The 26,797-nt window shown below is 67.1% G+C and carries 27 protein-coding genes; 18 read left to right on the top strand and 9 right to left on the bottom strand.

Annotation, left to right across the window (positions count from 1 at the left end; genetic code table 11):
- Nucleotides 1–29: 29 nt before the first annotated feature.
- From glcF to ACSQ22_RS22120, 5 genes are all read left to right on the top strand, one after another.
- Complete coding sequence (gene glcF / locus ACSQ22_RS22140) at nucleotides 30–1,280, top strand: glycolate oxidase subunit GlcF (protein WP_436131549.1); 1,251 nt, start codon at nucleotides 30–32, stop codon at nucleotides 1,278–1,280.
- Between the two features lie 132 nt (nucleotides 1,281–1,412).
- Nucleotides 1,413–2,279, top strand: coding sequence for a ProQ/FINO family protein (locus ACSQ22_RS22135; protein WP_436131548.1), 867 nt, complete (start codon nucleotides 1,413–1,415; stop codon nucleotides 2,277–2,279).
- 457 nt (nucleotides 2,280–2,736) lie between these two features.
- A complete protein-coding gene (locus ACSQ22_RS22130) occupies nucleotides 2,737–3,024 on the top strand; it encodes a DUF2798 domain-containing protein (protein WP_121421932.1) in 288 nt (95 codons plus the stop codon).
- 186 nt (nucleotides 3,025–3,210) lie between these two features.
- A complete protein-coding gene (locus tag ACSQ22_RS22125; RefSeq protein WP_218301263.1) occupies nucleotides 3,211–3,699 on the top strand; it encodes a GyrI-like domain-containing protein in 489 nt (162 codons plus the stop codon).
- Between the two features lie 61 nt (nucleotides 3,700–3,760).
- A complete protein-coding gene (locus tag ACSQ22_RS22120; RefSeq protein WP_055399814.1) occupies nucleotides 3,761–4,495 on the top strand; it encodes a helix-turn-helix transcriptional regulator in 735 nt (244 codons plus the stop codon).
- A gap of 271 nt (nucleotides 4,496–4,766) precedes the next feature.
- Here ACSQ22_RS22120 and ACSQ22_RS22115 read toward each other — a convergent pair whose 3' ends face one another.
- Entirely contained in the window at nucleotides 4,767–5,711 is a 945-nt protein-coding gene (locus ACSQ22_RS22115) for a LytTR family DNA-binding domain-containing protein (RefSeq protein ID WP_218301262.1), read from the bottom strand.
- 180 nt (nucleotides 5,712–5,891) lie between these two features.
- Here ACSQ22_RS22115 and ACSQ22_RS22110 point away from each other — a divergent pair, with 180 nt between their 5' ends.
- Nucleotides 5,892–7,097: an acyltransferase family protein gene (locus ACSQ22_RS22110; RefSeq protein WP_436131547.1), complete on the top strand. Its 1,206-nt coding sequence runs from the start codon at nucleotides 5,892–5,894 to the stop codon at nucleotides 7,095–7,097.
- A 58-nt stretch (nucleotides 7,098–7,155) separates the two neighbouring features.
- Here ACSQ22_RS22110 and ACSQ22_RS22105 read toward each other — a convergent pair whose 3' ends face one another.
- The 3 genes from ACSQ22_RS22105 to lplT form a co-directional block, all read right to left on the bottom strand.
- Nucleotides 7,156–7,644: a glutathione peroxidase gene (locus ACSQ22_RS22105; protein ID WP_436131546.1), complete on the bottom strand. Its 489-nt coding sequence runs from the start codon at nucleotides 7,642–7,644 to the stop codon at nucleotides 7,156–7,158.
- Nucleotides 7,645–7,718: 74 nt separating this feature from the next.
- A complete protein-coding gene (locus ACSQ22_RS22100; RefSeq protein WP_436131545.1) occupies nucleotides 7,719–8,615 on the bottom strand; it encodes a DMT family transporter in 897 nt (298 codons plus the stop codon).
- A gap of 192 nt (nucleotides 8,616–8,807) precedes the next feature.
- On the bottom strand, nucleotides 8,808–10,112 hold the full coding sequence (gene lplT / locus ACSQ22_RS22095) for a lysophospholipid transporter LplT (RefSeq protein ID WP_055399829.1): 1,305 nt from the start codon (nucleotides 10,110–10,112) through the stop codon (nucleotides 8,808–8,810).
- Between the two features lie 135 nt (nucleotides 10,113–10,247).
- Between lplT and alr the strand changes: the two genes are divergently transcribed.
- Both alr and ACSQ22_RS22085 read left to right on the top strand, forming a co-directional pair.
- Nucleotides 10,248–11,363 (top strand): alanine racemase, encoded by a 1,116-nt coding sequence (gene alr / locus ACSQ22_RS22090; protein ID WP_436131544.1) that lies wholly within the window; start codon nucleotides 10,248–10,250, stop codon nucleotides 11,361–11,363.
- A 128-nt stretch (nucleotides 11,364–11,491) separates the two neighbouring features.
- Nucleotides 11,492–12,364 (top strand): hypothetical protein, encoded by an 873-nt coding sequence (locus ACSQ22_RS22085; protein WP_436131543.1) that lies wholly within the window; start codon nucleotides 11,492–11,494, stop codon nucleotides 12,362–12,364.
- Nucleotides 12,365–12,489: 125 nt separating this feature from the next.
- On the opposite strand, the gene ACSQ22_RS22080 is transcribed toward ACSQ22_RS22085, so the two are convergent.
- Entirely contained in the window at nucleotides 12,490–12,963 is a 474-nt protein-coding gene (locus ACSQ22_RS22080; RefSeq protein WP_218301257.1) for a MarR family winged helix-turn-helix transcriptional regulator, read from the bottom strand.
- A gap of 68 nt (nucleotides 12,964–13,031) precedes the next feature.
- Here ACSQ22_RS22080 and ACSQ22_RS22075 point away from each other — a divergent pair, with 68 nt between their 5' ends.
- Nucleotides 13,032–13,844 (top strand): siderophore-interacting protein, encoded by an 813-nt coding sequence (locus ACSQ22_RS22075; RefSeq protein WP_436131542.1) that lies wholly within the window; start codon nucleotides 13,032–13,034, stop codon nucleotides 13,842–13,844.
- 259 nt (nucleotides 13,845–14,103) lie between these two features.
- On the opposite strand, the gene ACSQ22_RS22070 is transcribed toward ACSQ22_RS22075, so the two are convergent.
- Nucleotides 14,104–14,991, bottom strand: a complete 888-nt coding sequence (locus tag ACSQ22_RS22070; RefSeq protein ID WP_436131541.1) for a LysR family transcriptional regulator ArgP — start codon at nucleotides 14,989–14,991, stop codon at nucleotides 14,104–14,106.
- A 77-nt stretch (nucleotides 14,992–15,068) separates the two neighbouring features.
- Between ACSQ22_RS22070 and ACSQ22_RS22065 the strand changes: the two genes are divergently transcribed.
- Entirely contained in the window at nucleotides 15,069–15,677 is a 609-nt protein-coding gene (locus ACSQ22_RS22065; RefSeq protein ID WP_436131540.1) for a LysE/ArgO family amino acid transporter, read from the top strand.
- A 74-nt stretch (nucleotides 15,678–15,751) separates the two neighbouring features.
- Complete coding sequence (locus ACSQ22_RS22060; RefSeq protein ID WP_436131539.1) at nucleotides 15,752–17,332, top strand: ABC transporter substrate-binding protein; 1,581 nt, start codon at nucleotides 15,752–15,754, stop codon at nucleotides 17,330–17,332.
- A gap of 179 nt (nucleotides 17,333–17,511) precedes the next feature.
- Here the strand turns inward: ACSQ22_RS22060 and ACSQ22_RS22055 are convergent, their stop codons facing one another.
- From ACSQ22_RS22055 to hpaI, 3 genes are all read right to left on the bottom strand, one after another.
- The gene (locus tag ACSQ22_RS22055) at nucleotides 17,512–18,135 is read right to left on the bottom strand and encodes a glutathione S-transferase family protein (protein WP_436131538.1); all 624 of its coding nucleotides are present in this window, start codon (nucleotides 18,133–18,135) and stop codon (nucleotides 17,512–17,514) included.
- A gap of 75 nt (nucleotides 18,136–18,210) precedes the next feature.
- Entirely contained in the window at nucleotides 18,211–19,188 is a 978-nt protein-coding gene (locus ACSQ22_RS22050) for a 2-dehydropantoate 2-reductase (protein WP_436131537.1), read from the bottom strand.
- Between the two features lie 64 nt (nucleotides 19,189–19,252).
- Nucleotides 19,253–20,083: a 4-hydroxy-2-oxoheptanedioate aldolase gene (gene hpaI, locus ACSQ22_RS22045; RefSeq protein WP_436131569.1), complete on the bottom strand. Its 831-nt coding sequence runs from the start codon at nucleotides 20,081–20,083 to the stop codon at nucleotides 19,253–19,255.
- A 115-nt stretch (nucleotides 20,084–20,198) separates the two neighbouring features.
- Between hpaI and radA the strand changes: the two genes are divergently transcribed.
- From radA to ACSQ22_RS22010, 7 genes are all read left to right on the top strand, one after another.
- A complete protein-coding gene (gene radA, locus ACSQ22_RS22040; protein ID WP_121421946.1) occupies nucleotides 20,199–21,575 on the top strand; it encodes a DNA repair protein RadA in 1,377 nt (458 codons plus the stop codon).
- A gap of 49 nt (nucleotides 21,576–21,624) precedes the next feature.
- A complete protein-coding gene (locus ACSQ22_RS22035; RefSeq protein ID WP_176887903.1) occupies nucleotides 21,625–22,044 on the top strand; it encodes a glycerate kinase in 420 nt (139 codons plus the stop codon).
- Nucleotides 22,045–22,171: 127 nt separating this feature from the next.
- Nucleotides 22,172–23,110 (top strand): branched-chain amino acid transaminase, encoded by a 939-nt coding sequence (locus tag ACSQ22_RS22030; protein ID WP_121421947.1) that lies wholly within the window; start codon nucleotides 22,172–22,174, stop codon nucleotides 23,108–23,110.
- 5 nt (nucleotides 23,111–23,115) lie between these two features.
- A complete protein-coding gene (locus ACSQ22_RS22025) occupies nucleotides 23,116–23,322 on the top strand; it encodes a zinc-finger domain-containing protein (protein WP_055399857.1) in 207 nt (68 codons plus the stop codon).
- Between the two features lie 3 nt (nucleotides 23,323–23,325).
- Nucleotides 23,326–24,141, top strand: a complete 816-nt coding sequence (locus ACSQ22_RS22020) for a glycosyltransferase family 2 protein (RefSeq protein WP_436131536.1) — start codon at nucleotides 23,326–23,328, stop codon at nucleotides 24,139–24,141.
- Nucleotides 24,141–25,406: an O-antigen ligase family protein gene (locus ACSQ22_RS22015; RefSeq protein WP_055399862.1), complete on the top strand. Its 1,266-nt coding sequence runs from the start codon at nucleotides 24,141–24,143 to the stop codon at nucleotides 25,404–25,406. The genes ACSQ22_RS22020 and ACSQ22_RS22015 overlap by 1 nt, the downstream gene beginning before the upstream one ends.
- Nucleotides 25,407–25,590: 184 nt before the next feature.
- Nucleotides 25,591–26,565 (top strand): glycosyltransferase, encoded by a 975-nt coding sequence (locus ACSQ22_RS22010; RefSeq protein ID WP_228897667.1) that lies wholly within the window; start codon nucleotides 25,591–25,593, stop codon nucleotides 26,563–26,565.
- The last annotated feature ends 232 nt before the right edge of the window (nucleotides 26,566–26,797 follow it).

The following is a 26,797-nucleotide window of genomic DNA, read 5'->3' as shown; positions in this document are numbered from 1 at the left end:
TTTTTTGTCTCTTCGCCCAGGCATGCACCATGCAAACCCAGCTCTCCCCTGAATACCGCGCCCGCGCCGATGGCTTGGAGGCCGAATCCATCCTGCGCAAATGCGTGCACTGCGGCTTTTGCACCGCCACCTGCCCCACCTACCAGCTGCTGGGCGACGAGCTGGATGGTCCGCGCGGTCGTATCTACCTCATCAAGCAGGTGCTCGAAGGCGAGACCCCCACGCGCAAGACCCAGATGCACCTGGACCGGTGCCTGACCTGCCGCAACTGCGAAAGTACCTGCCCGAGCGGCGTGCAATACGGCCACCTGGTGGACATCGGCCGCAAGATCGTTGATGAAAAAGTGCCTCGCCCCGTGGGCGAAAAAGCCCTGCGATGGGCGCTGAAGGAGGGGTTGCCCTCGCCCCTGTTTGCCCCTGCCATGAAGGCCGGGCAACTGGTGCGCGGCCTGCTGCCCGCATCCCTCAAGGCCAAGGTGCCCGCGCCCCAAAATGCCGGCGCCTGGCCCACACGCGAGCATGCCCGCAAGGTGCTCATGCTGGCGGGCTGCGTGCAACCGGCCATGATGCCCAACATCAACACCGCCACCGCCCGCGTGCTGGACGCCGTGGGCATCCAGACCGTGATCGCACCCAAGGCCGGCTGCTGCGGCGCCGTCAAGTTCCACCTCAACGACCAGGAAGGCGGCAAGGCCGAGATGCGCGCCAACATCGACGCCTGGTGGCCGCTGGTGGAGCAGGGGGTGGAGTCCATCGTCATGAACGCATCCGGCTGTGGCGTGACGGTCAAGGAATACGGCCACATCCTCAAAGACGACACGATGTACGCGGCCAAGGCCGAGCGCATCAGCGCCCTCACGCGCGACCTGTCGGAGCTGCTGCCTGACCTGTTGCCCGAGCTGGCGCATAAGCTCGCCGGTCGCGTGCAAAAGCCCGACACGCTGTTCGCCTACCACCCGCCCTGCACGCTGCAGCACGGCCAGAAGCTGCGGGGCGGGGTGGAGATGCACCTGAACCAGCTGGGCTTCAAGCTGCGCGCGGCGCGCAACGATGCCCACCTGTGCTGCGGCTCGGCGGGCACCTATTCCGTGCTCAACCCCGAGCTGTCGTACCAGCTGCGCGACCGCAAGCTCGGCGTGCTCGGCGAAGCCTTTGGCGACCAGCCTCCGGACATGATCCTGTCGGCCAACATCGGCTGCATCACGCACCTGCAAAGTGGCACGGGCACACCCGTGCGGCACTGGGTAGAGGTGCTGGACGAGGCGCTGCGCGCAGGCTGACCCTCCCATGCCCTGCTGCACAGGCACAGGGTAATTCAGGCCTCTGTCAGAGGCTGTTTTGCGCCCGCCGACCCAACGCTGGCATGATCGAGGGTTTTGTCGCCCCCATTTTTGCCCCGGAACTGCACCGCCATGACCGACTCCGTGTCCGCACAAGAACAACCCCACACAGCCCCTGTCGAACCCTTGGCAGCGCCTGTGGCAGCCGCGCCCGCGGAGGCTGGGGCTCCCCCCCAGCGCACAGGGGGCTCGCGCCGTGGTGGCCGCAACCGCCGCAATGCTGACGGGCGCCAGGCGCCCCGGAGCGCGGAGGGTGCCGAGGGCGCCACCGTGCCAGCTGGCGCCCCGGGCCCGCGTGCGCCTCAGCGTGTTCACCCCGCGCTGGAACAACTGGCGGGGCTCTATCCCCATCTGTTTGGCGCCGTGTTCCGCCCGCTCAAGCGCGGCATCTTCCAGGACCTGCTGGCTGCGCACCCCGAGCTATTTGAGCGCGAGGCGCTCAAGGTGGCTCTGGGCATCCACACCCGCTCCACACGGTATCTGCAAAGCGTGGCGGCGGGCGACAAGCGCCACGACCTGCAAGGCCAGCCTGTGGAAGACATGGCGCCCGAGCATGTGCACCACGCGCTGCTGGAGGTCTACCGCCGCAAGAAGGCCCGCGCCACCGATGACCTGCTGCCCAAGCTGCGCAACCGCATGATCGCCGCGTTCGAGGCCTCGGGCCTCACGCGCGAGGCGTATACCGAGCTGGTGCAAAGCCGCGACGAGGCCGCCAACGCCATCCTCGAAGAAGCCTTTGCCGAATGGGCAGCCCGCAATGCCAAGGACGAAGCCCTGCTGCGCGCCTTTGAAGCCAGTGGCCAGACGCTGGAGGCCTTTGCCGACATGTACGGCATGGTGCCTCGCACTGCGGCCCAGCAGGTCGAACGCGCGCGCCGCCTAGCCGCCGCGCGGGCCCAGGCCACCGTGGCTGCGGCGCCTGAGGGCCAAAGCAGCTAAGGCCAGCGCGGCCCGGGCCGACGGGGCCTAGAATCTCCCCGCGACCCGGTTCATGGGTTGCCGTAAGCGTCTAGAACGTGTTTGCGGTCTTTTCGGGGCCGCGCAAGTGCCTTGCCGGGATGGGTTGCCAGGCGCGGTGCGCAGTGGATAGCCCGGCTATCCACAAGCGCCGCAACGCCGCAGACCGCCCGGCAAGGCACTTGCCCGAAGGGTTGGGGCGAAATCGGGCGATTGGATGCCCCGGCTGCTTGCATGGGCATGGGCCCAAGCTGCGCATCCGAAGCAGCCACTCATCCCGATTGCGCCCCAACGCGGCCCCGAAAAGATCGCAAACACGTTCTTGCGTCCATCAACGTGCCAACCAACACCGGCCCTGCCGGGGTTGTGGTCCCTGGCCTGCATCTGCTGCAGGGTGGGGGCGGCACCTTGCTTGACCGGTCTGCTTTCTGGAATTTCAATGAACCAACCTTCCTCGCTCCCGCCGTCGTCCCGCCAGACCTTCCTCGGGCTGCGCAGATTGCCCGCACGCTCGGCGGCCTGGGTCATGCCACTGCTGCTGTCGCTGCTCATGACCTTCATCGTGTCCCTGATCAGCACCGTGCGCGTGGCGGGCTTCTCGCTGGACCTCCCGCGCCTGTGGCTGAGTGCCTGGGCGCTGTCCTGGGTAGTGGCCTTCCCCACGCTGTTGCTGGTGCTGCCTGTGGTGCGCCGCATCACGGCGGCTATCGTCGAGCAGCCGCGCTGACCGATCGCGTGGCGGGCGGTGGGCACCCTCACGCCGCCCATGGGCTGAGCCCACCCGGAGTCACCAGCGTGCGTGCACGCTACTGACATCAGGTTGTCAGTAGCGTGCACGCACCATGCCTCTCCTGCACGGCGCCCAGCGGCCCGCGCGTCAATTCCATCCATTGAAGACCAGAGAGGACCCGCCATGACAAACACCCCCGCAATCATCCAGATTCCAGCATTCAGCGTGGCCGGCATCGCCGTGCGCACCCGCAACAGCGAAGAGATGAACCCCGCCATCGCGCGCCTCGGAGGCCTGTGGAACCGTTTCTTCAGCCAGAGCTGGGAGCGCAAACTGCCCAGCCGGGGCGACGATGGACGCATCTTCGGCGTGTACAGCGGCTACGAGTCGAACGAGCACGGCGCCTTTGATGTGACCGCCGGTGTGGCCGTGGCCGACCCCGATGGGGCCCAGGCCGTACCCGGCGCCAGCCGCGTTGACATTCAGGCTGGCGACTACCTGGTCTTTACCGGCCAGGGCGATATGCCCCAAATGGTGATCGACACCTGGGTGCGCATCTGGCATTACTTTGCCGAGAACCCACAGGTGCAACGCCGCTTTGGAACCGACTTCGAGGCCTATGAGGGCCCGGACCAGGTGGCCATCCATATCGGAGTGCTGCTTCAAAATTGATAGCTTGTGGCGCTTGATGGATAAGCGCTAGGGCCTTAGAACTCTGAAAAAATAAACCACCATGCGCCGCGCCGACCGCCTGTTTCAGATCGTCCAGCTCATCCGGGGTCGGCGCTTGTCCACGGCCGCCTTCCTTGCCGAGCGGCTCGAAGTCTCGCAGCGCACCATCTACCGCGACGTGGCGGACCTCCAGCACCAGGGCGTGCCCATTGAGGGCGAAGCCGGTGTGGGCTACCGCCTGGGCGCGGGTTTCGAACTACCGCCGCTGATGTTCAGCCAGGGCGAGGCCAACGCCCTGGTGGCCGCCGCGCGCCTGGCCCAGGCCTGGCTCGACGCCGGGCTGGCGCGCGAGGTCGAGGGGGCGCTGGGCAAGATCCTGTCGGTGCTGCCCCCCGCTGCCCGCGTGGCGGCCGAGGCGCAGGCGCTGTATGCGCCATCGGTGGGGCTGGACCCCCGCGTGCAGGCCACCCTGCAGGCCCTGCGCGAGGCGGTGCACAGTCGCCACGTGGTGCAGATCAACTACGCCGACGTACACGGCCGCCCCAGCCTGCGCCGCCTGCGCCCACTGGGTTGCTTCTACTGGGGCAAGGTCTGGACGCTGTCGGCCTGGTGCGAGCTGCGCAATGACTTCCGGGGTTTTCGCATCGACCGCATCGTGGATCTGGTGGTGCTCGACGAACAGTTCCGCCAGGAGCCCGGCAAGACCCTGGCCGACATGTTGCGCAAGGTGGAAGCGGAGATGGCCGCCTGCCCGCCCGAATGGGGGGCTGCGCAGACGCCGGGGCTCAATGCGTGAAGTGAAGCACCCCCTGAGTCGCTTCGCGCCTTCCCCCTCTCTCTCCTCGCTGCGCGAGTCGGGAGGGGGACGCCCCCAGCGCGGCGGGGCGGCCCTTGCGCGGGGGCACTGGCCTTGGCCGCGCCAGTTTTATGCGTGGAGGGTGGCGCGCAGCACAATGAATAGCTGACATCGATTCGCGTTTGATCGCCGCAAGCCGTCCACGCTCAGCGTGAAGGGTTGTGTTTTGTGAACGCAGTCGGGTATGGGGCTTGAACAGCTCCCGAGGTATTTAGCCCGCGCGGGGTGCCAGCCCGTCCCGGTAGCGCCGGCTGCAGGGCACGCTGCTGCCGTCCTTCATCACCAGGCGCGCGTCGCCGCTGTCCAGCGGCTCGATCACGGCGATGGCGTCCAGGTTGACCGCGTAGCTGCGGTGCACGCGCACGAAGCGTGACGGGTCCAGCTGGGTGAGGAAGTCGGTGAGCGTGGAGCGCAGCAGGTAGTCGTGCCCATTCACATGCAGGCCCACGTAGTTGGCCTGGGCCTGCAGCCAAGCGATGTCGCCTGCGGCGATCAGGAACTCGCGGCGCAGCTTGCGCACCAGGAAGCGTTCGGGGCGTTGTGCGGGCGGGGCGTGCGGGGTTTCGGGCGTTGATGCCGGGGCTTGCGCGGCGGGCGTTTCGGGCACGTCCTGCACCTGGGGCGCGGGCGGTTCGGGTGCATCCAGCACGCGCGCCTCGCCCTGCAGGCGCAGCAGCAAGAAGCGGTAGCTGACCAGCGCACACACCGTGAGCGCGTAGCTGCGCACGTCTTTCAGGTATTCATACCCCCACTGCGCCCACCAGCTTGGCGGCTGGTAGCGCTCGCCCAGGGCCGCATAGCCCGCATGGCGCAGCGCCCACATGCCCGCCAGGTGCACGGTGCAGTAGGCCACGCTGGCCAGCACGTGCCAGGGCAGATGGCGCCGCAGCGTGCCCCAGCGCAGCACAAAGCGCCGCTCGAACGCCACCACGGCCGGGATCAGCGCAGCCACCACCAGCGCGCTCGTCAGCTCCCACAGCAGCGGCTCCCACGCGGCCACGGTCCGCCCGGCGCTGCGCAGTTCGATCCGGGTCACCACCGTGTTGAAGGTCGCCTGCACCAGCAGCACCACGGCCCAGAAGCTGACTTCCGCACGGCGCCGCAGGGCGCGGTCGTGGGGGTAGCGGTCGATCCAGGCGGGCGCGGGGGCGGTCATGGGTGGCAAGTGTAGGCAGGGCCGTGCGCCGCCGGGCGGGAGTTTCCCCGGGGCGGTTTCTTTTCGTCCCTCCTGCCCGCCGCTGGTCCCAGTGGCACCCCGGCCCGTCCCCCGGCGGTGCCGTGAGAAGGGGCGGGGCCGCAGCATCGGGCTCTGTGCCCACCCTGTCTGCGTTGTGCCATGTCTACACCTTCCTGTGCCTCCACCCCCGTCCGCCGCCATGACATCGACGCGCTGCGGGCGCTGGCCTTTGCCCTGGTCATCCTGTACCACGTGGCCATGTATTACGTGGCCGACTGGCACTGGCACCTCAAAAGCCCGTACGCGGCGGAATGGCTGCAGGCGCCCATGCGCGCGCTCAACCTCTGGCGCATGGACCTGGTGTTCCTGGTCTCGGGCCTGGCCTTCGGGCTGGTCCGGCGGGGGCATTCGGTGGCGGGGCTGGTGCGGCTGCGCAGCCTGCGGCTGCTGGTGCCGCTGGCTTTTGGCATGGCCGTCATCGTGCCCTACCAGCCCTACGCGCAGGGGGTGGCCAACGGGCTCATCGCGCCGGGCTTCGGCGCCTTTCTGCTGCGCTACTACAGCGGCAGCACCTGGCCGCCGGGCGCATTTGACGGCTGGCACGCGGGCGTCACCTGGAACCACCTGTGGTACCTGGCCTACCTGTGGGCCTACACCGTGGTGCTGGCGCTGCTGCTGCCCCTGGCGGAATCCGCCGCCGGGCAGCGCCTGCGCCGAGCCTTCACCGGGCTGCGGGGCGCTGCACTGATGGTGGTGCCCGTGCTGCCGCTGGCGCTGTATTCGGTGCTGCTGTGGCCGCATTTCCCGCCCACGCACGACCTGGTCCATGACGGGTGGCTGCACGCCGTGTACTTCACGGTGTTTGTCTACGGCTACTGGATCGGGCTGGATACCGGTCTGTGGGCGGAACTCGTGCGGCTGCGCTGGCGCACCCTCGCCCTGGCGCTCGTGTTGCTGGTTCTGTACCTGGGTCTGCTCGGCCTGGCGCAGCAGCACGGCGTGCGGTCCGCGCGCTGGCCGCTGCGCGTGCTGGCAGACGTGTACCTGTGGGCGGCCCTGCTCACTATCCTGGGTTGGGCCCATCACCGCCTCAATCGGCCCTGGCCCTGGCTGCGCTGGGCCAGTGAGTCGGTCTACCCCTGGTACCTGCTGCACCAGACGGCCATCATCGTGCTGGTGGTGTGGCTGGCGCCTGCGCAGCTGGGGCCGGTGGTGGAGCCGCTGGCCCTGGTGGCCGGGACGGTGGGGCTTTGCTGGGGGCTGACGGCGGTGGTACGGCGGGTGCGGTGGCTGCGGCCGCTGTTCGGGTTGCCGGGCCAGGGCGAAAAGCCGTTGGTCAAACGGGCCCCAGCAAGTCTGGGATAGGAAGCGCTACCACGACCGCTGGTGCGATGAACACCATGCATCGATGGCTGCGTTGGGATCAACCCGCCAGCGCTGCCTCGATATCCCCCGCCAGCTTCTTCGGCGCATCCTGCGGCGCGTAGCGGCGGATCACCCGGCCGTCCTTGCCGACCAGGAACTTGGTGAAATTCCACTTGATCGCCTTGCTGCCCAGCAGCCCCGGGGCTTCGGCGGCCAGCCACTGGTACAGGGGTGAGGCATTGGCGCCATTCACGTCGATCTTGGCCATCATCGGAAAGCTCACGCCGTAGTTGAGCTGGCAGAAGCTGGCGATCTCGTCGTTGCTGCCGGGGTCCTGGCTGCCGAACTGGTTGCAGGGGAAGCCCAGCACCACCAGGCCCTGGTCGGCGTACTGTTTGTGCAACTCTTCGAGCCCGCCGAACTGGGGCGTGAAGCCGCAGGCGCTGGCGGTGTTCACGATGAGCAGCACCTTGTCCTTGTATTGCGACAAGGGCACGGTCTTGCCGTTCATCTGCTGGGCTTCAAAGTCGTAGATGCTGGTGGGCATGCGGAACCTCCGGGGTTGGGATTGACGGGCCATGGTAGCCCCTGCTGCCAATCCGCGTGCGGCGCGTGGCCTGCTCAGTGGGCCGTGGCGCCGGGGCGGCGAAACTGCAGCGCCGCGAGCAAGGATGCCAGCAGGATCAGCGCCCCACCCAGCACGGTCCGCGTGCTCAGGGTGGAGGCGCCCAGCAGGGCCGACGACACGCTGGCAAACATCACCTCCGACAGCATCACCAGCGCCGTGGTGCCCGCCGCCAGGCGCGCGGCGCCGAACTGCAGCGCCCAGTTGCCCAGCATGAGCACCCCCGCCAGCAGCAGGCCGGTGACGACCCAGGTGCTGTTGGGGGCAGGGAAAGGCTCCACCACACCCACTTGCAGTCCGATGCAGGCCACCACCAGCGCCATGAGCATGCAGCCGCCGAACATGGTGACCATGCGCGCAGGCCCCGGCACGGTGTGCAGGCGGCGCAGCGTGACGTTGGTGAGCGCGAACATGAAGCCGCCCAGCAGCGCTAGGCCGTCGGCCAGCGACAGGTTCTGCAGCAGGCGCGTGGCGGGCGCGCCCTCGGGCAGCAGCACCAGCACCACGCCTGCAAAGGCCAGCGCCAGGCGCAGCAGCGCCGAGGGCGTGGGGCGCTCGCCCAGAATGCGCCAGGCCAGCAGCACGGCCCAGGCGGGCATCAGGTAGAACAGCAGGATCACGCGCACCACGTCGCCAATGGTCACGGCCCAGTTGAAAGCCACGTTGTTCAGCCCCGATGCCAGCGCCAGCAGCCACAGCTGCGGGTGCGCGCGCACCTGCTGAATGATCCCCGGCCGCCAGGCCAGCAGCGCCACCAGCACCACGGCGTACATCGACGCCGTGGCCCACAGCGGATGCAGCCCCGCCTGGTGCATGCGCTGAAACGGCCACCACGCCAGGCCCCACACGAAAGCGTTGAACAGCAGGGCGGCAAAGGGCAGGGGAGATTGCATTGAGAGTAAAAATAGGCTCTAGCGCTTTATGGATAAGCGCTGGAAGCTATAAATTATGTAGCGATTTGCGCCAAGTCACACAGCGCTCAAAACAGGCACGCCCCAAGGCCAGTGCACCCGTGGAACTGGCTCTGCCAGGCCAGCGGGTGCGTCCCCCTCAGGGGGAAGGCGCCGAAGGCGACTCAGGGGGATTCAGTGGTGCGTATCGTGCCGCGCAATGTCCAGCAAGTGGTTCACTTCGTCGCGGTAGTTGATGCAGTTGCGCTGGTGCCAGCGGCGGATGATCCACATGATTCCGGCCACCACGAGGCCAAAGGTGATGATCGCGCCAAACACCGACAGCCCCAGCTTGAGCGACAGGCTGTAGAACGCGCCCAGGCCCAGGATGCAGGCCTGTTCGTTGAAGTTCTGCACAGCAATCGACCGGCCCGCGCCCATCAGGTTGTGGCCCCGGTGCTGCAGCAGCGCGTTCATGGGCACGACCAGGTAGCCGCCCAGGCCGCCCAGCAGGATGAGGAAGGGGATCGCCAGCCAGATGTTGCTGATGAACACCATGAGGATCAGCAACAGCCCCATGCCAATGCCCAGCGGGATCACCTTGGTGGCCATGTCCAGGCGCATGCGCATGGACGCCACCACCGCGCCCACGGCCGTGCCGATGGCCACCACACCGGTGAGGGCCGAGGCCTGCGTGGTGTTGTAGCCCAGCGCCACAGCCGCCCAGGCCAGCACGATGAACTTGAGGTTGCCGCCTGCTCCCCAGAACAGGGTGGTGGTGGCCAGCGAGATCTGGCCGAGCTTGTCGCGCCACAGGCGGCCGTTGCAAGCCCAGAAGTCGGGCAGCAGATTGAGTGCGTTGGCCAGCACGCTGCGCGAAGGGTCGGCGCGCAGGGGGCGCATCTCCACCCCGGTGTGCGGGATGCGGGTGTTGAACCAGGCCGCCAGCGCATACACCGCAATCAGAGCGGCGATGGCGGATTCGGCGGGCGTGTCCACGCCGGTGTCGATCATGGGGATGTCGATGCCCAGCAGCATGTGCGACAGGTGCTGCCCCACCAGCTGGCCGCCAAACAGCACGCCGAGGATGATGGACGCAATGGTGAGCCCCTCGATCCAGCCATTGGCCTTGACCAGTTGCGAGGCCGGTAGCAACTCGGTGAGGATGCCGTATTTGGCGGGCGAGTAAGCCGCCGCACCCAGCCCCACCACCGCATAAGCCATCAGCGGGTGCGAGCCAAACAGCATCATGAGGCAGCCCACCACCTTGATGGCGTTGCTGACAAACATGACCTTGCCTTTGGGCAGGGCGTCGGCAAAGGCGCCGACAAAAGGCGCCAGCACCACATAGAAGAGCGCAAACATGGGCACCAGGGCGGCGCGCTGCCACTCGGGGGCACCTTCTGTACGCAGAAGCTCCACGGCGGCCACGAAAAGTGCGTTGTCGGCCAGCGAGCTGAAAAACTGCGCCGACATGATGGTGTAAAAACCGCGCTTCATCGAATGGCTGGTGGCAGCATCAGTTCGGCTGATGCCCTGTTAAATGTGGGGACCCTGGCAAGTGACGGACGGTTATATCACGCGGATAAACGGCCACGGTGCCAGAATCCGGTGCTTCCCACCCGGTCAAACCCCATGCCCCGTCCCATTGCCGCCACCATCCACACCGCCGCCCTGCACCACAACCTGGAGCGTGTCCGACAGGCGGCCCCTGATGCCAAGGTCTGGGCCGTGGTCAAGGCCAATGCCTACGGGCACGGCATCGAGCGCGCGTACGAAGGCCTGCGCGGCGCCGACGGTTTCGCGCTGCTGGACCTGGCCGAGGCCGAGCGCGTGCGCCACCTGGGCTGGCGCGGGCCCATCCTGCTACTCGAAGGCGTGTTCGAGCCGCGTGACCTGGAGCTGTGTTCGCGCCTGGGCCTGTGGCACGCAGTGCATTGCGACGAGCAGATCGACATGCTGGCCGCCCACAAGACGCAGGTGCCGCACCGTGTGTTCCTCAAGATGAACTCGGGCATGAACCGCCTGGGCTTTGCGCCCCAGCGCTTTCGCGCGGCCTGGGCGCGCCTCAATGCGCTGCCGCAGGTGGACGAAATTTCGTTCATGACCCACTTCAGCGACGCCGATGGCCCCCGGGGCGTGGCGCACCAGCTGGCCGTGTTCAACACCGCAGCGCAAGACCTGCCGGGTGAGCGCACGCTGAGCAACAGCGCCGCCACCCTGCGCCATGCGGCGGACGCACGCGTGCGTGCCGACTGGGTGCGGGCCGGCATCGCGCTGTATGGCAGCGCCCCCGACTACCCGGAGCACACCGCCACCCACTGGGGCATGCGCCCCACCATGACCCTCGCCACCCGCCTCATCGCTACGCAGCAGCTGCAGGCGGGCGACACCGTGGGCTATGGCTCGCGCTTCACGGCCGAGGGGCCGCTCTTGATTGGCGTGGCGGCCTGCGGCTATGCCGACGGCTACCCGCGCCACTGCGACACCGGCACACCCGTGCTGGTCAACGGCATCCGTACGCGGCTGGTGGGGCGGGTGAGCATGGACATGATCACGGTGGATCTCACGCCGCTGCAGCAGGCGGGCGTGGCCGCAGGGTTTGGCGCGGAAGTCACGCTGTGGGGCCAGGCCAGCAACGGCACGGTGCTGGGTGTGGACGAGGTGGCCGCCGCTGCGGGCACCGTGAGCTGGGAGCTGCTGACGGCGCTGGCCCAGCGGGTGCCGGTGTCGGTGGACGGCAGCGCCTGATTCATCGACAAGTTCACGCACGGCCGTATGCTGGGCTGCAGCGGCGCGGCAAACTGGTGTGAAATGGCGCGGTTCTGGCCGAACATGCGGCCGGCGACCACCCACTTTTCACCGCAGGCGTTCCCTCCATGGCCACTTCCCGCAGCGACCGCAGCAGCAACAGCAAGAAGAAAACCTCCACCTGGCGCTCCGTGCGCATGCCGCACCACGGCACGGTGGCGCGCACCCTGCAGCAGCGCTACAGCCTGCGCTGGCATGGGCTGCTGATCGGCAGCTTCACGCTGCTGCTGATGTGGTGCACCTCCCATGTGCAGATGCTGCTGGGCGTGGAGTCGCTGGCGCTGCGGTATTTCGTGACCCTCTCGGTCGGCTACCTGGGCTACCTGCTGGTGCTGCGGGCCTGGGCGGCGCGGCTGGTACGGTCGGACCGGGACAAAGGGGGCGATGGCAGCAGCCTGGACGTGCCCGATGTGTCCTGGCCCAGTGGCTCCTCGTCTGGCGGCAGTGGCCAGGTGCCGGTGCCGCGCACCGGCGGCGGTGATTTTGGCGGCGGCGGCGCATCCGGTGACTTTGGCGGTGCGTGGACGCAGGGCCTGTCCAGCGGGGGCTCGGGCAGCGATTCCAGCGCGCTGGGCGACCTGGCCAGCGGCGCCGCCGACGCCATTGGCAGCGCCGACGAAGGCGCGGTGGTGGTGGTGCCCGTGGTGGCGATTTTTCTCATCGGCGCGGCGATCATCTTTGGCGCGGGCTCGCTGGCCATGCTGTTCTTTGGCTGGGACGTGCTGCTGACCGTGGCGGTAGAGATCGCCTTCTCGGTGGCCACCGCCCGTGCCGCTGTGGGCGTGGAGCGCGAGGGCTGGCTCACGGCTGCCGTGCGCCTGACCTGGAAGCCGCTGCTGGGCGCGCTGGTCTGCGCCGTGGTGCTGGGCGCCACCATCGACCATTTCATGCCCGGCGTGCAGTCGCTGCCCCAGGCCGTGCGGGTGATCCAGGGGCAGTGATGGAAAAGATGAAATGCTACTAAATTAATAGCTATAAATGTATATCCATAAGGCGCTAGGCCCCGGTTTTCATCATTTTTCCCTCTTGGAGCGGGGGCGGGCCTCCTGCACCTCCCTTCCCGTCGCTAGCTGCGGCAGTCCCGGCCGCCCTGGCAGCCGGTGTCGATGGCGTCCAGGTTGCTGCGCACCTGTGCCAGCAGGGCGAGCAGCTGGGCCTGCGTGGCGTCGTCACACCCCTTGAGCAGCGACGCCGCCAGCCCCCGGCGGGCGTCGCGTAGCGCCTGGTGCAGGGTCGCACCCTGGGCGCTCAGGCGCAGGCAGCGGCTGCGCTTGTCCTCGGCATTCGGTGCGCTCTCCAGCCAACCCTTGTCCTGCAGCATCCCCACCATGCGGGCCACCTGTGCCTTGTCGGCACCGCTGTGCGCCACCAGTTCGCGCTGCGTGGTGCCAGGGTGGCGCCCCACGAACATCAGCGCCCGCACTTCGTTGTGCGTCAGGTCGGGGTGGATGGCGGCCATCGTGCGCACCATGTGCGCCCGGTAGACATGCAGCAGGTCGTGCATGGCTTCAAAGACATCGGCGGGTGCGTGGGTGGTCATGGCGATATGTGGTTGACAAAATCAACCAATGCGAAGATCATTGGTTGACTAAATCAACATATTAAGCCATGAACGCACCTCTGCCTACCGCCACTCCCCCGGTTGACTCCGCACACCTTGCCGTCGAACGCGTCCGCCACCCATTGCAAGCCCGCCACCTCCAGGTGGTGCGGCGCACCGCCGTCAGCCCCGGTTTCGTGCGGCTCACCCTGGCCGGGCCCGAGCTGGCCGGGTTTGTGAGCGCGGGGTTCGACGACCATCTCAAGCTCATCCTGCCTCAGCCGGGCCAGGAGCGCCCCTCGCTGCCGTCCCTGCACAACGGCCGCCCGGTTTTCCCCGATCCGCGCCCCGTGCTGCGCGACTACACCCCTGCACGTTATGACGCCGCCACGGGCGAGCTGGACATCGAAGTCGCCCTGCACGACGCAGGCCCCGCCACTGACTGGGCCGCCAGTGCCGCCGTCGGCCAGTGGGTGGGCATTGCCGGGCCCCGCGGCAGCATGGTGGTACCCACCGGGTTTGACTGGCACTGGCTGCTGGGCGACGAAACCGCGCTGCCCGCCATCGCCCGCCGCCTGGCCGAGCTGCCCGCCCACACCCAGGCCACGGTGCGCATCCAGGTGCGCAACCCAGCCGACCAGCGCGTGCTGGCCAGTGCGGCACAGCTCGACCTGAAATGGGTGAGCGCGCTGCCCGCCGCCGTGGAAGCGCTGGCCCTGCCAACCGGCGCCGGGTTTGTCTGGGCTGCCGGCGAACACAGCGAGATGTCCGCCGTGCGCCGCGCCATGCTCGCCAAGCCGGGTGTGGATGCCAAGCGCATGCGCATCTCCGCCTACTGGAAACGGGGCGCCGCTGACCACCACGAAGACTTAGTCCAGTGAGCCTGAAAAATCGGCGGTACGTGAGTACCTAGCCGCCCCGCATGCTAGGCGGCGGGCGCAGCCGGGTTGAATACCCGGCGAGCACGGCAACGACGCATGCGGGGCGGCGAGGCACTCACCCAAAGGGCCGGGGCCCCTCGAGTCGCAGTGCAGCGTTGCAGTCCTTGTCAAGGCGGCCAGCCTTGACTGCGGCCTGCGCCCAGCCCCGCACCCCTTGGAGCACCGGCGTACCGTCGATTTTTCAGGTTCACTGGACTACTCAGCGCAGCAGGGTAAGCCCTGCCGCCCGCTGCACTGCTTCGGTCATGTGATGCAGCGCCTGCACGTTCAGGCGCCAGGATTGCCAGTACAGCGGCACGTCCACCGGCTTGCCCGGAAGCAACTCGACCAGCGTGCCGGCCTCCAGGTCGTGCTGCACCATCGGGTCGGGCGTCATGCCCCAACCCAGCCCGGCCCGGGTGGCCATGACAAACGCGTTTGCCTCGGGCAGCCAGTGCACGGGCGGCGTGAGTTTGCGGCGCGTGATGCGCCCCACAAGCCGGGCCTGCAGCGCATCCTTGCGGTTGAACACCAGCATGGGCGCCGTAGCCAGCGCAGCAGCGGTCACCCCCTGGGAAAAGTAGCGCTGCATGAACGCGGGGCTGGCCAGCGCCCGGTAGCGCAGCGTGCCCAGCGGGAGCACCTTGCAGCCCTGCACGGGTTGCGGGTCGGCCGTCACGGCGGCCATCACGCGGCCTTCGCGCAGCAGGTTGGCTGAATGGTCCTGGTCCTCCACATGGATGTCGAAGGTGATGCTCTGGCCCTCGGCTGCCTGGGCCATGGCGTGCGGGAACCAGGTGGCCAGCGAGTCGGCATTGACGCCAATGGCCAGGCGCGTGGACGTGTGCTGCCCACCGCCAATGGTGGCCAGCGCGTCGGTCTCGCTCAGTGCCACTTCGCGTGCATGCCGGTACAGCGCCTGCCCGGCTTCGGTGGGTGTGCAGGGCGTGGCGCGGCGCACCAGCACCTGGCCCACGCGTTCTTCGAGCAGCTTCACACGCTGCGAAACCGCCGAGCGGGTGACGTGCAGCACGGCGGCGGCCCGCTCGAAGCTGCCCTCGTCGATCACGGTGGCAAAGGCGTTGAGCTGGGCAGAGTCGAGGCGCATGGTGCGTTAGCCATTTTGACGGATCGTTAAAAAGTATAGCTGGCGTGACGAGAATGCGATCCCCACAATCCACGCCCATGAGCACCACTGCCTTTCTTCACGGATTCACTTCGACGGCCCTTCTGATCATGGCCATTGGCGCACAAAACGCGTTTGTGCTGCGCCAGGGCCTGCGGCGCGAGCATGTGATGCCGGTGGTGCTGGTGTGCGCGCTGTCCGATGCGTTGCTGTTGCAGGCGGGCGTGTGGGGCATGGGCGGGGTGCTGCTGGCGCGGCCCGAGTGGGCGCAGTTCATGCGCTGGGCGGGCGCGCTCTTCCTGGCCGCCTACGCCGTGCAGGCCGCCAGCCGGGCCTTCAAGCCTGCCCAGCTGCTGGTGTCCGCCAACGGGCCGGGCGCCAGCCTGCGCACTATCGTGCTCACGGTGCTGGCGCTGACCTGGCTGAACCCGCATGTGTACCTGGACACCGTGCTGCTGCTGGGCACCATGGCCACCCCGTACCCTACCTGGGGCCGTGCCACCTTTGCCGCCGGGGGCTCGCTGGCCAGCGCCTTGTGGTTCCTGACCCTCGGGTTTGGCTCGCGCTGGCTGGCGCCTTTGTTCGCATCGCCCGGTGCGTGGCGGGTGCTGGACGCTGGCACGGCCGTCACGATGATGGGTTTGGCCATGGTGATGGTTCTAAGCTAACAAATACAAGTTCGTTACACGGAGAAGCGACTTGCGCCATAGTGGGGGACTGACTGACCTGGAGTGATTCCCCCATGCGTTTCAAGACCCTCTTGCTCGCGGCCGCGCTGGCCACGGCGCTTCCGATGGCTGTGCAGGCCAAGACCTTCCGCTGGTCCCGCTCGGTGGATATTTCCACCTGGGACATCCACACCCAGAACGTGGGCGTGAACAACACCATGCACGGCGCGGTGTACGACACGCTGGTCGAATACAACAGCAAGACCTTCAAACCCGAGCCATCGCTCGCCACCGAGTGGAAGCTGATCAAGCCCACGCAGCTGCGCCTGACGTTGCGCAAGGGCGTGAAGTTCAGCGACGGCAGCGAGTTCACGGCCGACGACGCCAAGTTCTCGCTGGAGCGGGCCAAGGCCAAGACCTCCAACTTCGCCGTCTACACCCAGGGCATTGACCGCGTGGAAAAGGTCGATGCCTACACCATCGACATCCACTCCGACCTGCCCAACCCGGTGCTGGTGAACCAGCTGACCGAGCTGCGCATCATGAGCCGCGCCTGGGCCGAAAAGAACAAGTCGGTCGAGCCCAAGGACATCAAGACCAAGGACGAAACGTACGCCCACCGCAATGCGCTGGGCACCGGCCCGTACCAGCTCAAGCAGTGGGCACCCGACCAGCGCGTGGTGCTGGAGCCCAACCCGCACTGGTGGGGCAAGGGCAAGTACCCCACCAACCTGACCGAGATCGTCTACACCCCCATCAAGGCCGACGCCACGCGCACGGCGGCGCTGCTGTCGGGTGAGATTGACTTTGTGATCGACCCCAGCCTGCAAGACTTGGCGCGCATCAAGCAGACGCCCACCCTGCAGGTGCTCGAAGGGCCGGAGTACCGCACTATCTTCCTGGGTCTGGACCAGTTCCGCGACGAGCTGCCCGGCTCGGATGTGAAGGGCAAGAACCCGCTGAAAGACCTGCGCGTGCGCAAGGCGCTGTACCAGGCGATTGACATCCAGTCCATCCAGCGCGTGGTGCTGCGCGGCCTGGCCCAGCCCACGGGCACGCTGATTGCCAACCAGGTCAACGGCTGGACTAAGAAGGCCGATGTGCGCTACCCCTTCGACCCCAAGGCCGCGCAAAAGCTGCTGGCCGATGCGGGCTACCCCAACGGGTTTGAGGTGGACTTTGCCTGCAGCGCGGGCCGCTACATCAACGACGAGCAGCTGTGCCAGGCCATCACGTCACATTGGGCCAAGGTGGGCGTTAAAGCCAAGCTGCGCTCGTTGCCGTTTGCCACCTACTTCCCGATGATCCAGCGCAACGAAGCCAGTATCTACCTGCTGGGATGGGGCGTGCCCACGTTTGACGCGTTCTACAGCCTGCAGTCGCTGGTGCGCTCGCCCGGCGCGGGTGGGGATGGCAACTTCAACCTGGGCCGCTTTTCGGACCCGCAGATGGATGCGCTGATCGAGCGTGTGAAGAAGGAAACGGACACCGCCACGCGTAACAGCCTGATCGAGCAGGCGCTGATCAAGGAGCACGAGCTGGTGTCGCACATCCCGCTGTACAACCAGGTGATCCCGTGGGCGGGGACGAAGAAGGTGGAGATCATCCATCGGGCGGACAACCGGATTGATTGGCGGTATTTGAAGGTGAATTGAGAGTGACAACCCCCTGAGGCGCTTCGCGCCTTCCCCCTTCTCTCGAATTGCTGAACAATTCGGGAAGGGGGACGCCGCCAGCGCGGCGGGGGGGCCCTTGCGCGGCGGCCCTGGCCTGGGCCGCGCCAGTCTCAAAAGCCGCGCACTCTAGCGGCGGTGATGTTTGGTGCCTGGGAAATTCAGGCTAGCGCGCGCTGCACTGCCGGGCGCTCCAGCATGCGCTGGGTGTGTGCAAACACCTTCGGGAACGAGGCGATGTCCACGCCGTCGCTTTTTAGCCAGGTGCCAATGGTGAACAGGTAACCGTCTGCCACGGTGTACTGCTCGCCCATGACCCAGGGGCCCTGGTCCGCTTTGGGCAGATAGTGGCTTTCGATAAGGTTGAAGCACTCGGTCATGTTCTGCGGCACCTTTCGCTGCATCGCCGCCTGGGCTTCGGGCTCATCGGCCCAGCGGCTGGCGCGGGGGCGGTGGGCGTGGGCGATATGCACGGTGGAGGCGAGGTAGCTGTGGAACTCCTGCATGCGTGCAAAGCCATGGGCATCGGTGGGGGCCAGGCGTGCCTCGGGAAAGCTCTGAGCCACATAAGCCAGCAGCGCGGGTGTTTCGGTCAAAGTGCCGTGTGGCGTGACCAGCGCGGGGACGCGGCCCTTGGGGTTGACGGCCAGGTACTCGGGCGTGCGTTGCTGGGCAGCGGCAAAGTCCACGCGCACAAGGTCATAGGGAGCGCCCGCTTCTTCCAGGCCGATGCGCACGGCTTGCGCGCAGGTGCCAGGGGTGTAGTAAAGGGTCAGGTTGGTCATAGGTTGTTTGCTATAAATTGAGTAGCTATAAGCGCTTTTTGGATAAGCGCTGGAGGCCAGCTTGGCTTGAATTTTTCAGTAAAGCTTGCGCGTGCGTGCCATCAGCCGCACCAGGCCCAGCAGCGCGCCGGTGTGGGGCGTGGGCGTGCCGGTGATCTGGCCCAGCTCGCGCACCGCGCCCACCAGGGCGTCGATCTCCATGGGCTTGTTCGCTTCCACATCCTGCAGCATCGAGGTCTTGAACGCGCCCAGCTTGCGTGTGACGGCGTGGCGGTCCTCGGGCTGCTGGTTAATCGGCAGGCCCAGCTTGTCGCCGATGGCCTTGGCTTCCAGCATCACGGCGCTCACAAAACCGCGCACCAGCTCGTCGTCCAGGATGCGGTCGGTAGTGGCGCCGGTGAGCGCGCTGATGGGGTTCATGGTGAGGTTGCCCCACAGCTTGAACCAGATGTCCTTCTGGATGCAGCTGCTCACCTCCACATCGATGCCACCGCGCTGCAGCGTGTCGGCCAGCGCTTGCAGGCGCGCGCTCTGGCTGCCGTCCGGCTCGCCCACGATGAGGCGGTTGCCAAAGTGTTGTTTGACGAAGCCCGGAGCCTCCAGCGAGCAGCTGGTGTGCACCACGCTGCCCACCACGTTGCGCGCCGGGATGGCCTGGGCAATCACGCCGCCCGCGTCCACGGATTCGAGGGCACGCCCCTGCGCGGCGCCGCCGAAGCCGTCGAGAAACCACCACGGCACGCCGTTCATGGCGGTGAGCACGATGGTGTCCGGCCCGATCAGCGGCGCCATGGCACGCGCCACGTCGGGCAGGCCCGGGGCCTTGACGGCGACCACGACCAGGTCTTGCACGCCCAGCGCTGTCGGGTCGCTGTGGGCCGTGACGGGCACCTGCGCCAGCGTGCCGTCCGCGCGCCGCATGCGCAGCCCGTCGGCCTGCAGGGCGCGCAGCGTGTCGCCGCGCGCCACCATGCTGACCGGGTGGCCCGCTTGCGCCAGGGCCACGCCCAGCCAACCTCCGATGGCGCCTGCGCCGTAAATACAAACTTTCATGGTGGTCGTGCCTTTGTCTTCCGGTGAGTGTCGTGGTGAATCGGTGTGTGGTGTCTTGTGGGCTTCAGTAGCCCGCGGGGCGCGCTGGTGTGCCCCCAGCGTCGGCGCGAAAGCGCGCCAGCAGATTCTGCGCAGCGCTGGCCAGCAGCATGGTGTCCACGCCCACGGCCACAAACAGTGCGCCCGCTGCCAGCCACTGGCGCGCCTGGGATTCGGTGGTGGCCAGAATGCCTGGCGCCTTGCCCGCACGCAGGATGCGGGTGATGCCGTCGTGGATGGCGGCCTGCACGTCAGGGTGCCCCGGGTTGCCGGGGTGGCCCATGGAAGCCGACAGGTCGGCCGGGCCGATAAACACGCCGTCCACGCCGGGGGTGGCGGCAATCGCATCGAGGTGGGTCATGGCTTCCACCGTCTCGGCCTGCACCAGCAAGCAGATCTGCTGGTTGGCCTCGTGCACATACTGGGGGTAGGCCTGCCAGCGCGACGTGCGGGCGAGGGCGCTGCCCATGCCGCGCACGCCCTCGGGCGCGTAGCGCGTGGCGCGCACCATTTGCTGTGCCTGCTCGGCGGTGTCCACCATGGGCACCAGCAGGGTTTGGGCGCCGATATCCAGGTACTGTTTGATCAGTGCGGTGTCGCCCACGGGCACGCGCGCAATGGGGTGGGGCGCCTGCGCGCCGGGCGGCAGGGCGCTGCTGGCGCTGGCAATGGCCTGCAGCTGATGCAGGATGGAGCGCAGGTCATTGGGCGCATGTTCGCCATCGACCAGCAGCCAGTCGTAGCCGGTGCCCGCGATGATTTCTGCGCTGTAAGCATCGGCCAGGGCCAGCCACAGGCCGATCTGCGCTTGGCCCTGGGCCATGGCCTGTTTGAAAGGGTTGACGGGTGTCTGCAATCTGAACTCCATGCGGCAGTGCCAAGCCCGCCATCGTACGGGCTGTTGCTATTCCAGTGGGCATGGCCGCTATAGTCGGCTGCCCCGCTTTTGAGTCTGCCCACACCCACCCACCATGGCCAAAGAAAAAACCACGTTCACCTGCACCGAATGCGGCGGCACCAGCCCGCGCTGGCTGGGCAAATGCCCGGCCTGCGGCGCCTGGAACACGCTGATCGAATCGGTGGCCGAGGCCGGGCCGGGCAAGAACCGCTACAGCGGATCGCAGTTTGCGGGCCTGGCACAGGCGCAGGCCGTGATGCCGCTGTCGGCCATCGAGGCCAGCGATGTGGAGCGCACACCGAGCGGCATCGACGAGCTGGACCGGGTGCTGGGCGGCGGCATTGTCGAAGGCGGCGTGGTACTGATCGGTGGCGACCCGGGCATTGGCAAGTCCACCCTGCTGCTGCAGGCGCTGGATGCGCTTCAGCGCGCAGGGCTGCCCACCTTGTATGTGACGGGTGAGGAAAGCGGTGCCCAGGTGGCCCTGCGCTCGCGCCGCCTGGGGCTGGACCATAGCCAGGTCAACGTGCTGGCCGAGATTCAGCTCGAAAAGATCCTGGCGACCATCGAGTCCATGCAGCCTGCGGTGGCCGTGATCGACTCGATCCAGACCGTGTACTCCGACCAGCTCACGTCCGCGCCCGGCTCCGTGGCGCAGGTGCGCGAATGTGCGGCGCACCTCACGCGTTGTGCCAAGGCCTCGGGCGTGGCCATCGTGCTGGTGGGCCATGTGACCAAGGAAGGTGCGCTGGCTGGGCCGCGCGTGCTGGAGCACATGGTGGACACGGTGCTGTACTTCGAAGGCGACACGCACAGCCAGTTCCGCCTGGTGCGGGCCATCAAGAACCGCTTCGGCGCGGTCAACGAAATCGGCGTGTTTGCGATGACCGAGAAAGGCCTCAAGGGCGTGAGCAACCCCAGCGCCATCTTTTTGAGCCAGCATTCCGAGCCCGTGCCCGGCAGCTGCGTGATGGTGACGCTGGAGGGCACACGCCCGCTGCTGGTGGAGATCCAGGCCCTGGTGGACAGCGGTGGCCCCAGCCCGCGGCGTCTGTCCGTGGGCCTGGACAAGGACCGCCTGGCCATGCTGCTGGCCGTGCTGCACCGCCACGCGGGCGTGGCCTGCATGGACCAGGACGTGTTCGTGAACGCCGTGGGCGGCGTGCGCATCAGCGAGCCAGCGGCCGACCTGGCGGTGATGCTGTCCATCACCTCCAGCCTGCGCGGCAAGGCGCTGCCGCGCGGCTTTCTGGCGTTCGGCGAGGTGGGGCTGGCGGGCGAGGTGCGGCCCGCGCCCCGCGGCCAGGAGCGCCTGAAGGAGGCTGCCAAGCTCGGTTTCAGTGTGGCCGTGGTGCCCAAGGCCAATGCGCCCAAGAAACCCATTGAGGGGCTGACCATCCACGCGGTGGAGCGGGTGGAAGAGGCCATGAACGTCGTGCGGGGCTTGTAAGCAATGCCCACAGCCACACACGGTTGAGGCCGTAAGACAATCCCAGCCTATGAATCTGCGCAATATCCTGGTGCCCCTGGGGGCGGTGGCCCTGGTCGGGTTTGGTTTTACAGCCTACGGCTGGGCCGGTGTGGCGGCCGTGGTGGGCGGGCTGGTCATGTGGGCCCTGCTGCATTTCACGCGGCTGGTGAATGTGATGAAGAAGGCCGCCAAGCGCCCCATCGGCTATGTGGGCAGTGCGGTCATGCTCAATGCCCGGCTGGCTGAGGGCGTGAACCTGATGCATGTGGTGGCCATGACGCAGGCGCTGGGGGAACTGCTGTCGCCCGAGGGCGCTGACCCCGAGGTGTACCGCTGGACAGACGGCACACAGTCGCATGTGACCTGCGAGTTTCGCCATGGCAAATTGGTGAAATGGACGCTGGTGCGGCCGGAGGGCGAAGCGGCCGCCACTCCCCCCCAAGGCTGACCGCTGCACAGGCCCTTGCCCTTGGCGGGGCACCATTTGCTGCACTGCACCCTGGTGCCTCGGTTCCTGGCCCGCTGCGGCCCCGTAAAATCCCGGTTTTGCGACCCACAGCAACCAAAGGATTCCCATGAGCCCCGTAGTTCCCTCGATGGCCGACCGTGACGGCAAGATCTGGATGGACGGCCAGATGGTCGATTGGCGCGACGCCAAGATCCATGTGCTGACCCACACCCTGCATTACGGCTGCGGCGCCTTCGAAGGCGTGCGCGCGTACAACACCGCCAACGGCACGGCGATCTTCCGCCTGGAAGAGCACACAGACCGCCTCTTCAACAGCGCCAAGATCCTGCGCATGAAGATCCCGTTCACCAAGGAAGAAGTGAACGAAGCCCAGAAGGCTGTGGTGCGTGAAAACAAGCTCGAATCCTGCTATCTGCGTCCATTGACCTGGATCGGCTCGCAAAAGCTGGGTGTTTCGCCCAAGGGCAACCAGATCCACCTCATGGTGGCCGCCTGGGCCTGGGGCGCCTACCTGGGCGAAGAAGGCATGAAGCGCGGCATCCGCGTCAAGACCAGCAGCTACACCCGCCACCACGTCAACATCACCATGACGCAGGCCAAGGCGGTGAGCAACTACACCAATTCCATCCTCGCCAACATGGAAGCGCTGGACGACGGCTACGACGAAGCACTGCTGCTCGACAGCTCGGGTTTTGTGTCCGAAGGTGCGGGCGAAAACATCTTTGTCATCAAGAACGGCGTGATCTACACGCCCGACCTGTCGGCCGGTGCCCTCAACGGCATCACCCGCAACACCGTGTTCCACATCGCCAAGGACCTGGGCCTGGAGATCGTGCAAAAGCGCATCACGCGCGACGAGGTCTACATCGCCGACGAAGCCTTCTTCACCGGCACGGCCGCTGAAGTGACGCCCATTCGCGAACTCGACCGGATCGAGCTGGGCAGCGGATCACGCGGCCCCATCACCGAAAAAATCCAGAGCGCCTTCTTTGACATCGTCAACGGCCGCAACTCCAACTACGCCCACTGGCTCGCGAAAGTCTGAACACCATGTCCCAAGCCGCCATCGAACTCCTGGCCAAGGACCTCAATGCCCAGGGTGGGGTTTTCTGCCCCAGCCCCAAGGCCGATATGAAAATCTGGAACAGCCACCCCAAGGTGTACCTGGATGTGGCCCGCACCGGCGAGGCCAAGTGCCCGTACTGTGGCACGGTGTACCGCCTGAAGGCGGGCGAGCACGTACACGCTGGCCACTGATTGATGCCCGTGGGAACCGGCGGCGCATCGGCGCCGCCCACGTTGACCGTGGCGGTGCTGACCCACAACGAGGCGCACCGTATTGAGGCCTGCCTGAAAAGCGCCGCGTTCGCCGACCAGCTGCTGGTGGTGGACAGCGGCAGCACGGACAACACCGTGGCCATCGCCCAAAGCCTGGGCGCCGAAGTCCACAGCTATCCCGACTGGCAGGGCTTTGCCGTGCAGCGCAACCGGCTGCTGGCGCATTCGCGCGGCGACTATGTGTTTTTCCTCGACGCTGACGAGGTGATGACACCCGCGTTTGCGCAGGAGCTGCAGGCCATCGTCCGTTCGGGCGAGCAGGCAGTGTGGACCATCCGCTGGCGCATGGTGGCCTATGGGCACGAGCTCAAGTATTTCCGGTCGCAGTCGCAGATCGAGCGCCTGTTTGTGCGTGCGCTGGTGAAGGAATACACCGGGGTGGTGCACGAGCAGGCCCAGCTCCATGCCCTGCCCGGTGGCGCAGCGGTGCCGCGTCGCCTCATCAAGGCTCGGCTGCTGCACTACTCCCGCACCACGGTGCGCGGCAGCCTGGAGAAGCTTACCCAGTACGTGATGCTCGGTGCCGCCAAGCGGGCGGAGGCGGGCAAACGCGGCGGGGTCTTGCGGGGCCTGGCGTCGGGCGGGTCGATGTTCGTGCGTCTATATGTGTTCCGGCTGGGCTTTTTGTGTGGCGGCGCGGGCTTTCTGTACTGCCTGTTTGTGGCGCTGGAGGGCTTTTTCCGGTACGCCGCCCTGCACTACGACCGCGACAGCCTGACGGGGCGGGTGATTCGCTGATGACGTCTCCGCAGGATACCCACCGCTGGTTTTCCCGTTGCGCCAGCATTGGCGCGTTCATGGTCCCGGGGCTGGCGCTGTGGCTGCCCTCGGGCTATTCCTACGGCGCCGTGCTGCTGCTGCTGGCCACGCTGGCCAGCGCGCCGCTGTGGTGGCGCCGCCCTGCGCCGCGTGCCGCCTGGTGGCTGACGGCGGCTTTTTCGTGCATGGCTGCGCTGTGGATGCTGGATGTGGGCGCCACCTGGGGCTGGGGCAGCATGGATCGGCCGGTCAAATACCTCCTGGCCTTGCCTTGCATCTTTTTCCTGATGACGTTCGAGCCCCGTGCCGCCTGGCTGTGGATGGGGGTGGCGGTCGGCGCAGTGGGCAGCGGGCTGGTTGCGCTGTACCAGACCTTCGTGATGGAGCTGCCGCGTGCCAATGGATTTACCAACGCCATCCAGTACGGCAACCTGAGCATGCTGCTGGCCGTGATGAGCGGCCTGCTGCTCGTCGTGCAATGGAAGCGCTGGTGCCTGTGGCAGCGGTTGCTGCTGGCCAGCGCCATCGGGCTGGGTGCTGCCGGCTCGGTGCTCTCCCAGTCGCGCGGCGGCTGGCTGGCGCTGGTGCTGTTGCTGCCCGTGTGTGCCTGGCTGCTGGTGCGCACCACCGGGCAGCGGCGCGTGTACTGGGGCCTGTGTGCGCTGGCGCTGGCGGCGGCTGCGCTGTCGCAGGTGCCTGCGGTGGAGCAGCGGGTGGACGAGGCGCGCCAGGAAGTGCAGGTCTACAAGGACCACGGTGACGGCCGCAGCTCGGTTGGCCAGCGGCTGGCGCATTGGCGCCTGGCGTGGCAGATGGGCTGGGACCGGCCCTTCACCGGCTGGGGCCGGGCCGGGTACACCGACGAGAAGGCCCGGCGCGTGGCCGCCGGGCTGGCGCATCCCGTGGTGCTCGAATTTGGCCATGCGCACAACGAAATCCTGGACCTGTTTGCCAAACGCGGGCTGCCTGGCGTGCTGTTGCTCATGGCGTTCTACGGCATTCCGCTGGCGATGTTCTGGCCCACGGCGCGGCGCATTCGCGACGGTGCCGGCAAGATGGACAAGGAGTCGCTCTCGCTGTGCCTGGTGGGTGTGATGGTGCCCCTGTCGTACATCGGTTTTGGGCTCACGCAAGTGTTTCTGGCTCACAACAGCGGCAACATGTTCTACCTCTTCATGTGCCCCCTGGTGCTGGCGGCCCTGCACGAGCGGCGCACGCGCATGGGCTGCCCAAGACCGCTTTAGATGAAGCACCCCCTGAGTCGCTTCGGGCCTTCCCCCTCTCTCGCCTTGCTGCGCAAGGCGGGAGGGGGACGCCCCCAGTGCGGCGGGGCGGCCCTTGCACGGGGGCGCTGGCTTGGAGCGCGCCGGTTTCATGCATTGCGGGTGTCGCTTAGCGCCATGGAAAACTGAGACGAAAGATTTCCCTATGCACATTCTGCTCATCAACAACTCCCCCATCCCCGTCTACGGCTACGGCGGTACCGAGCGTGTGATCTGGGATCTGGGCAAGACGCTGGTGCAGCTCGGTCACCGCGTGAGCTATCTGGTGCCCGACGGGTCCAGCTGCGACTTCGGCCATGTGCTGCCCATCCGCCCCGACGCACCTTGGGAGGGCCAGATCCCGGCCGATGTGGACATTGCGCATTTCCAGTTCAACCCCCGCACCGAGCTGAGCCGGCCCTATCTGGTCACCGAGCACGGCAACGCGCGCAAGCCCAAGCCGCTGCCGCTGAACACCGTGTTCCTCTCGCGTGACCACGCCGCGCGTTACGGTTCCACCGAGTTTGTCTACAACGGACTCGATTGGAGCGGCTATGGCCCTGTGGACTTTGACCGCCCACGGCCCCACTACCACTTTCTGGGCAAGGCGGCCTGGGGCGTGAAGAACGTGCGCGGCGCGATCAAGGTGGCCAAGATGGCTGGCGTGGAGCTGGACGTGCTGGGCGGAGACCGCATCAACTTCAAGCGCGGCTTTCGCTGGACGCTGTCGCGCAAGATCCACTTTCACGGCATGGTGGGCGGCTCGCAGAAGACCAGCCTGCTCAATGCCTCGCGCGGGCTGATCTTTCCGGTGCGCTGGCACGAGCCCTTTGGCCTGGCCGTGATCGAAAGCCTGTACTTCGGCTGCCCGGTGTTTTCCACGCCCTACGGCGCATTGCCCGAGCTGGTGCCGGTGCACTGCGGCGTGCTGTCGGCCGAAGCCTCCGTGCTGGCCGAGGCGGTGCGCAACAACCGCTTTGACGCCCGCGCCTGTCACCAGCATGTGGTCGATCACTTCGGCGCCGAGCGCATGGCCCGCAACTACCTGCGCATGTACGAGCGCGTGCTGGCGGGTGAGAAGATCAACGCCCAGCCGCCCGTCATCCAGGGGCCCGCACGCGAACTGCCCTGGAAGGGCTGAACCCCCCCTGAGGCGCTGCGCGCCTTCCCCCGGAGGGGGACGCACCCAGTGGCCCGGCAGAGCCGGTTCCACGGGTGCACTGGCTTGGGTGCGCTCCGGTATCGAAGGGCGTGAACATCGCGGGCTGGTTGCTTGGCGGTGCAGGACCGTCTACCAGCGTGCACATATCGTCCTACCCGTGCCCGCTCGGACTGGGCCGGTCGAAGCCAGGGCGCGTTCCGCGCGGCGGAGG

It is taken from the genome of Acidovorax sp. LjRoot38 (assembly GCF_964252975.1).
In the GTDB taxonomy this organism is placed as follows: Bacteria; Pseudomonadota; Gammaproteobacteria; order Burkholderiales; family Burkholderiaceae_C; genus Acidovorax; species Acidovorax facilis.
The sequence above is the reverse complement of the archived record's forward strand: the minus strand, read 5'-3'. Positions and strand labels throughout refer to the sequence as shown.

Coding starts and splice junctions, on each gene's coding strand:
- ACSQ22_RS22080 (WP_218301257.1), bottom strand. CDS start 12,963: ATGACCACCCACGCACCCGCCGATGTCTTTGAAGCCATGCACGACCTG.
- ACSQ22_RS22050 (WP_436131537.1), bottom strand. CDS start 19,188: ATGAAAGTTTGTATTTACGGCGCAGGCGCCATCGGAGGTTGGCTGGGC.
- alr (WP_436131544.1), top strand. CDS start 10,248: ATGCCCCGTCCCATTGCCGCCACCATCCACACCGCCGCCCTGCACCAC.
- ACSQ22_RS22085 (WP_436131543.1), top strand. CDS start 11,492: ATGGCCACTTCCCGCAGCGACCGCAGCAGCAACAGCAAGAAGAAAACC.
- ACSQ22_RS22125 (WP_218301263.1), top strand. CDS start 3,211: ATGACAAACACCCCCGCAATCATCCAGATTCCAGCATTCAGCGTGGCC.
- ACSQ22_RS22065 (WP_436131540.1), top strand. CDS start 15,069: ATGAGCACCACTGCCTTTCTTCACGGATTCACTTCGACGGCCCTTCTG.
- ACSQ22_RS22060 (WP_436131539.1), top strand. CDS start 15,752: ATGCGTTTCAAGACCCTCTTGCTCGCGGCCGCGCTGGCCACGGCGCTT.
- ACSQ22_RS22055 (WP_436131538.1), bottom strand. CDS start 18,135: ATGACCAACCTGACCCTTTACTACACCCCTGGCACCTGCGCGCAAGCC.
- ACSQ22_RS22135 (WP_436131548.1), top strand. CDS start 1,413: ATGACCGACTCCGTGTCCGCACAAGAACAACCCCACACAGCCCCTGTC.
- ACSQ22_RS22120 (WP_055399814.1), top strand. CDS start 3,761: ATGCGCCGCGCCGACCGCCTGTTTCAGATCGTCCAGCTCATCCGGGGT.
- ACSQ22_RS22035 (WP_176887903.1), top strand. CDS start 21,625: ATGAATCTGCGCAATATCCTGGTGCCCCTGGGGGCGGTGGCCCTGGTC.
- ACSQ22_RS22075 (WP_436131542.1), top strand. CDS start 13,032: ATGAACGCACCTCTGCCTACCGCCACTCCCCCGGTTGACTCCGCACAC.
- ACSQ22_RS22110 (WP_436131547.1), top strand. CDS start 5,892: ATGTCTACACCTTCCTGTGCCTCCACCCCCGTCCGCCGCCATGACATC.
- radA (WP_121421946.1), top strand. CDS start 20,199: ATGGCCAAAGAAAAAACCACGTTCACCTGCACCGAATGCGGCGGCACC.
- glcF (WP_436131549.1), top strand. CDS start 30: ATGCAAACCCAGCTCTCCCCTGAATACCGCGCCCGCGCCGATGGCTTG.
- lplT (WP_055399829.1), bottom strand. CDS start 10,112: ATGAAGCGCGGTTTTTACACCATCATGTCGGCGCAGTTTTTCAGCTCG.
- ACSQ22_RS22025 (WP_055399857.1), top strand. CDS start 23,116: ATGTCCCAAGCCGCCATCGAACTCCTGGCCAAGGACCTCAATGCCCAG.
- ACSQ22_RS22130 (WP_121421932.1), top strand. CDS start 2,737: ATGAACCAACCTTCCTCGCTCCCGCCGTCGTCCCGCCAGACCTTCCTC.
- ACSQ22_RS22030 (WP_121421947.1), top strand. CDS start 22,172: ATGAGCCCCGTAGTTCCCTCGATGGCCGACCGTGACGGCAAGATCTGG.
- ACSQ22_RS22070 (WP_436131541.1), bottom strand. CDS start 14,991: ATGCGCCTCGACTCTGCCCAGCTCAACGCCTTTGCCACCGTGATCGAC.
- ACSQ22_RS22105 (WP_436131546.1), bottom strand. CDS start 7,644: ATGCCCACCAGCATCTACGACTTTGAAGCCCAGCAGATGAACGGCAAG.
- ACSQ22_RS22010 (WP_228897667.1), top strand. CDS start 25,591: ATGCACATTCTGCTCATCAACAACTCCCCCATCCCCGTCTACGGCTAC.
- ACSQ22_RS22115 (WP_218301262.1), bottom strand. CDS start 5,711: ATGACCGCCCCCGCGCCCGCCTGGATCGACCGCTACCCCCACGACCGC.
- ACSQ22_RS22020 (WP_436131536.1), top strand. CDS start 23,326: ATGCCCGTGGGAACCGGCGGCGCATCGGCGCCGCCCACGTTGACCGTG.
- ACSQ22_RS22015 (WP_055399862.1), top strand. CDS start 24,141: ATGACGTCTCCGCAGGATACCCACCGCTGGTTTTCCCGTTGCGCCAGC.
- ACSQ22_RS22100 (WP_436131545.1), bottom strand. CDS start 8,615: ATGCAATCTCCCCTGCCCTTTGCCGCCCTGCTGTTCAACGCTTTCGTG.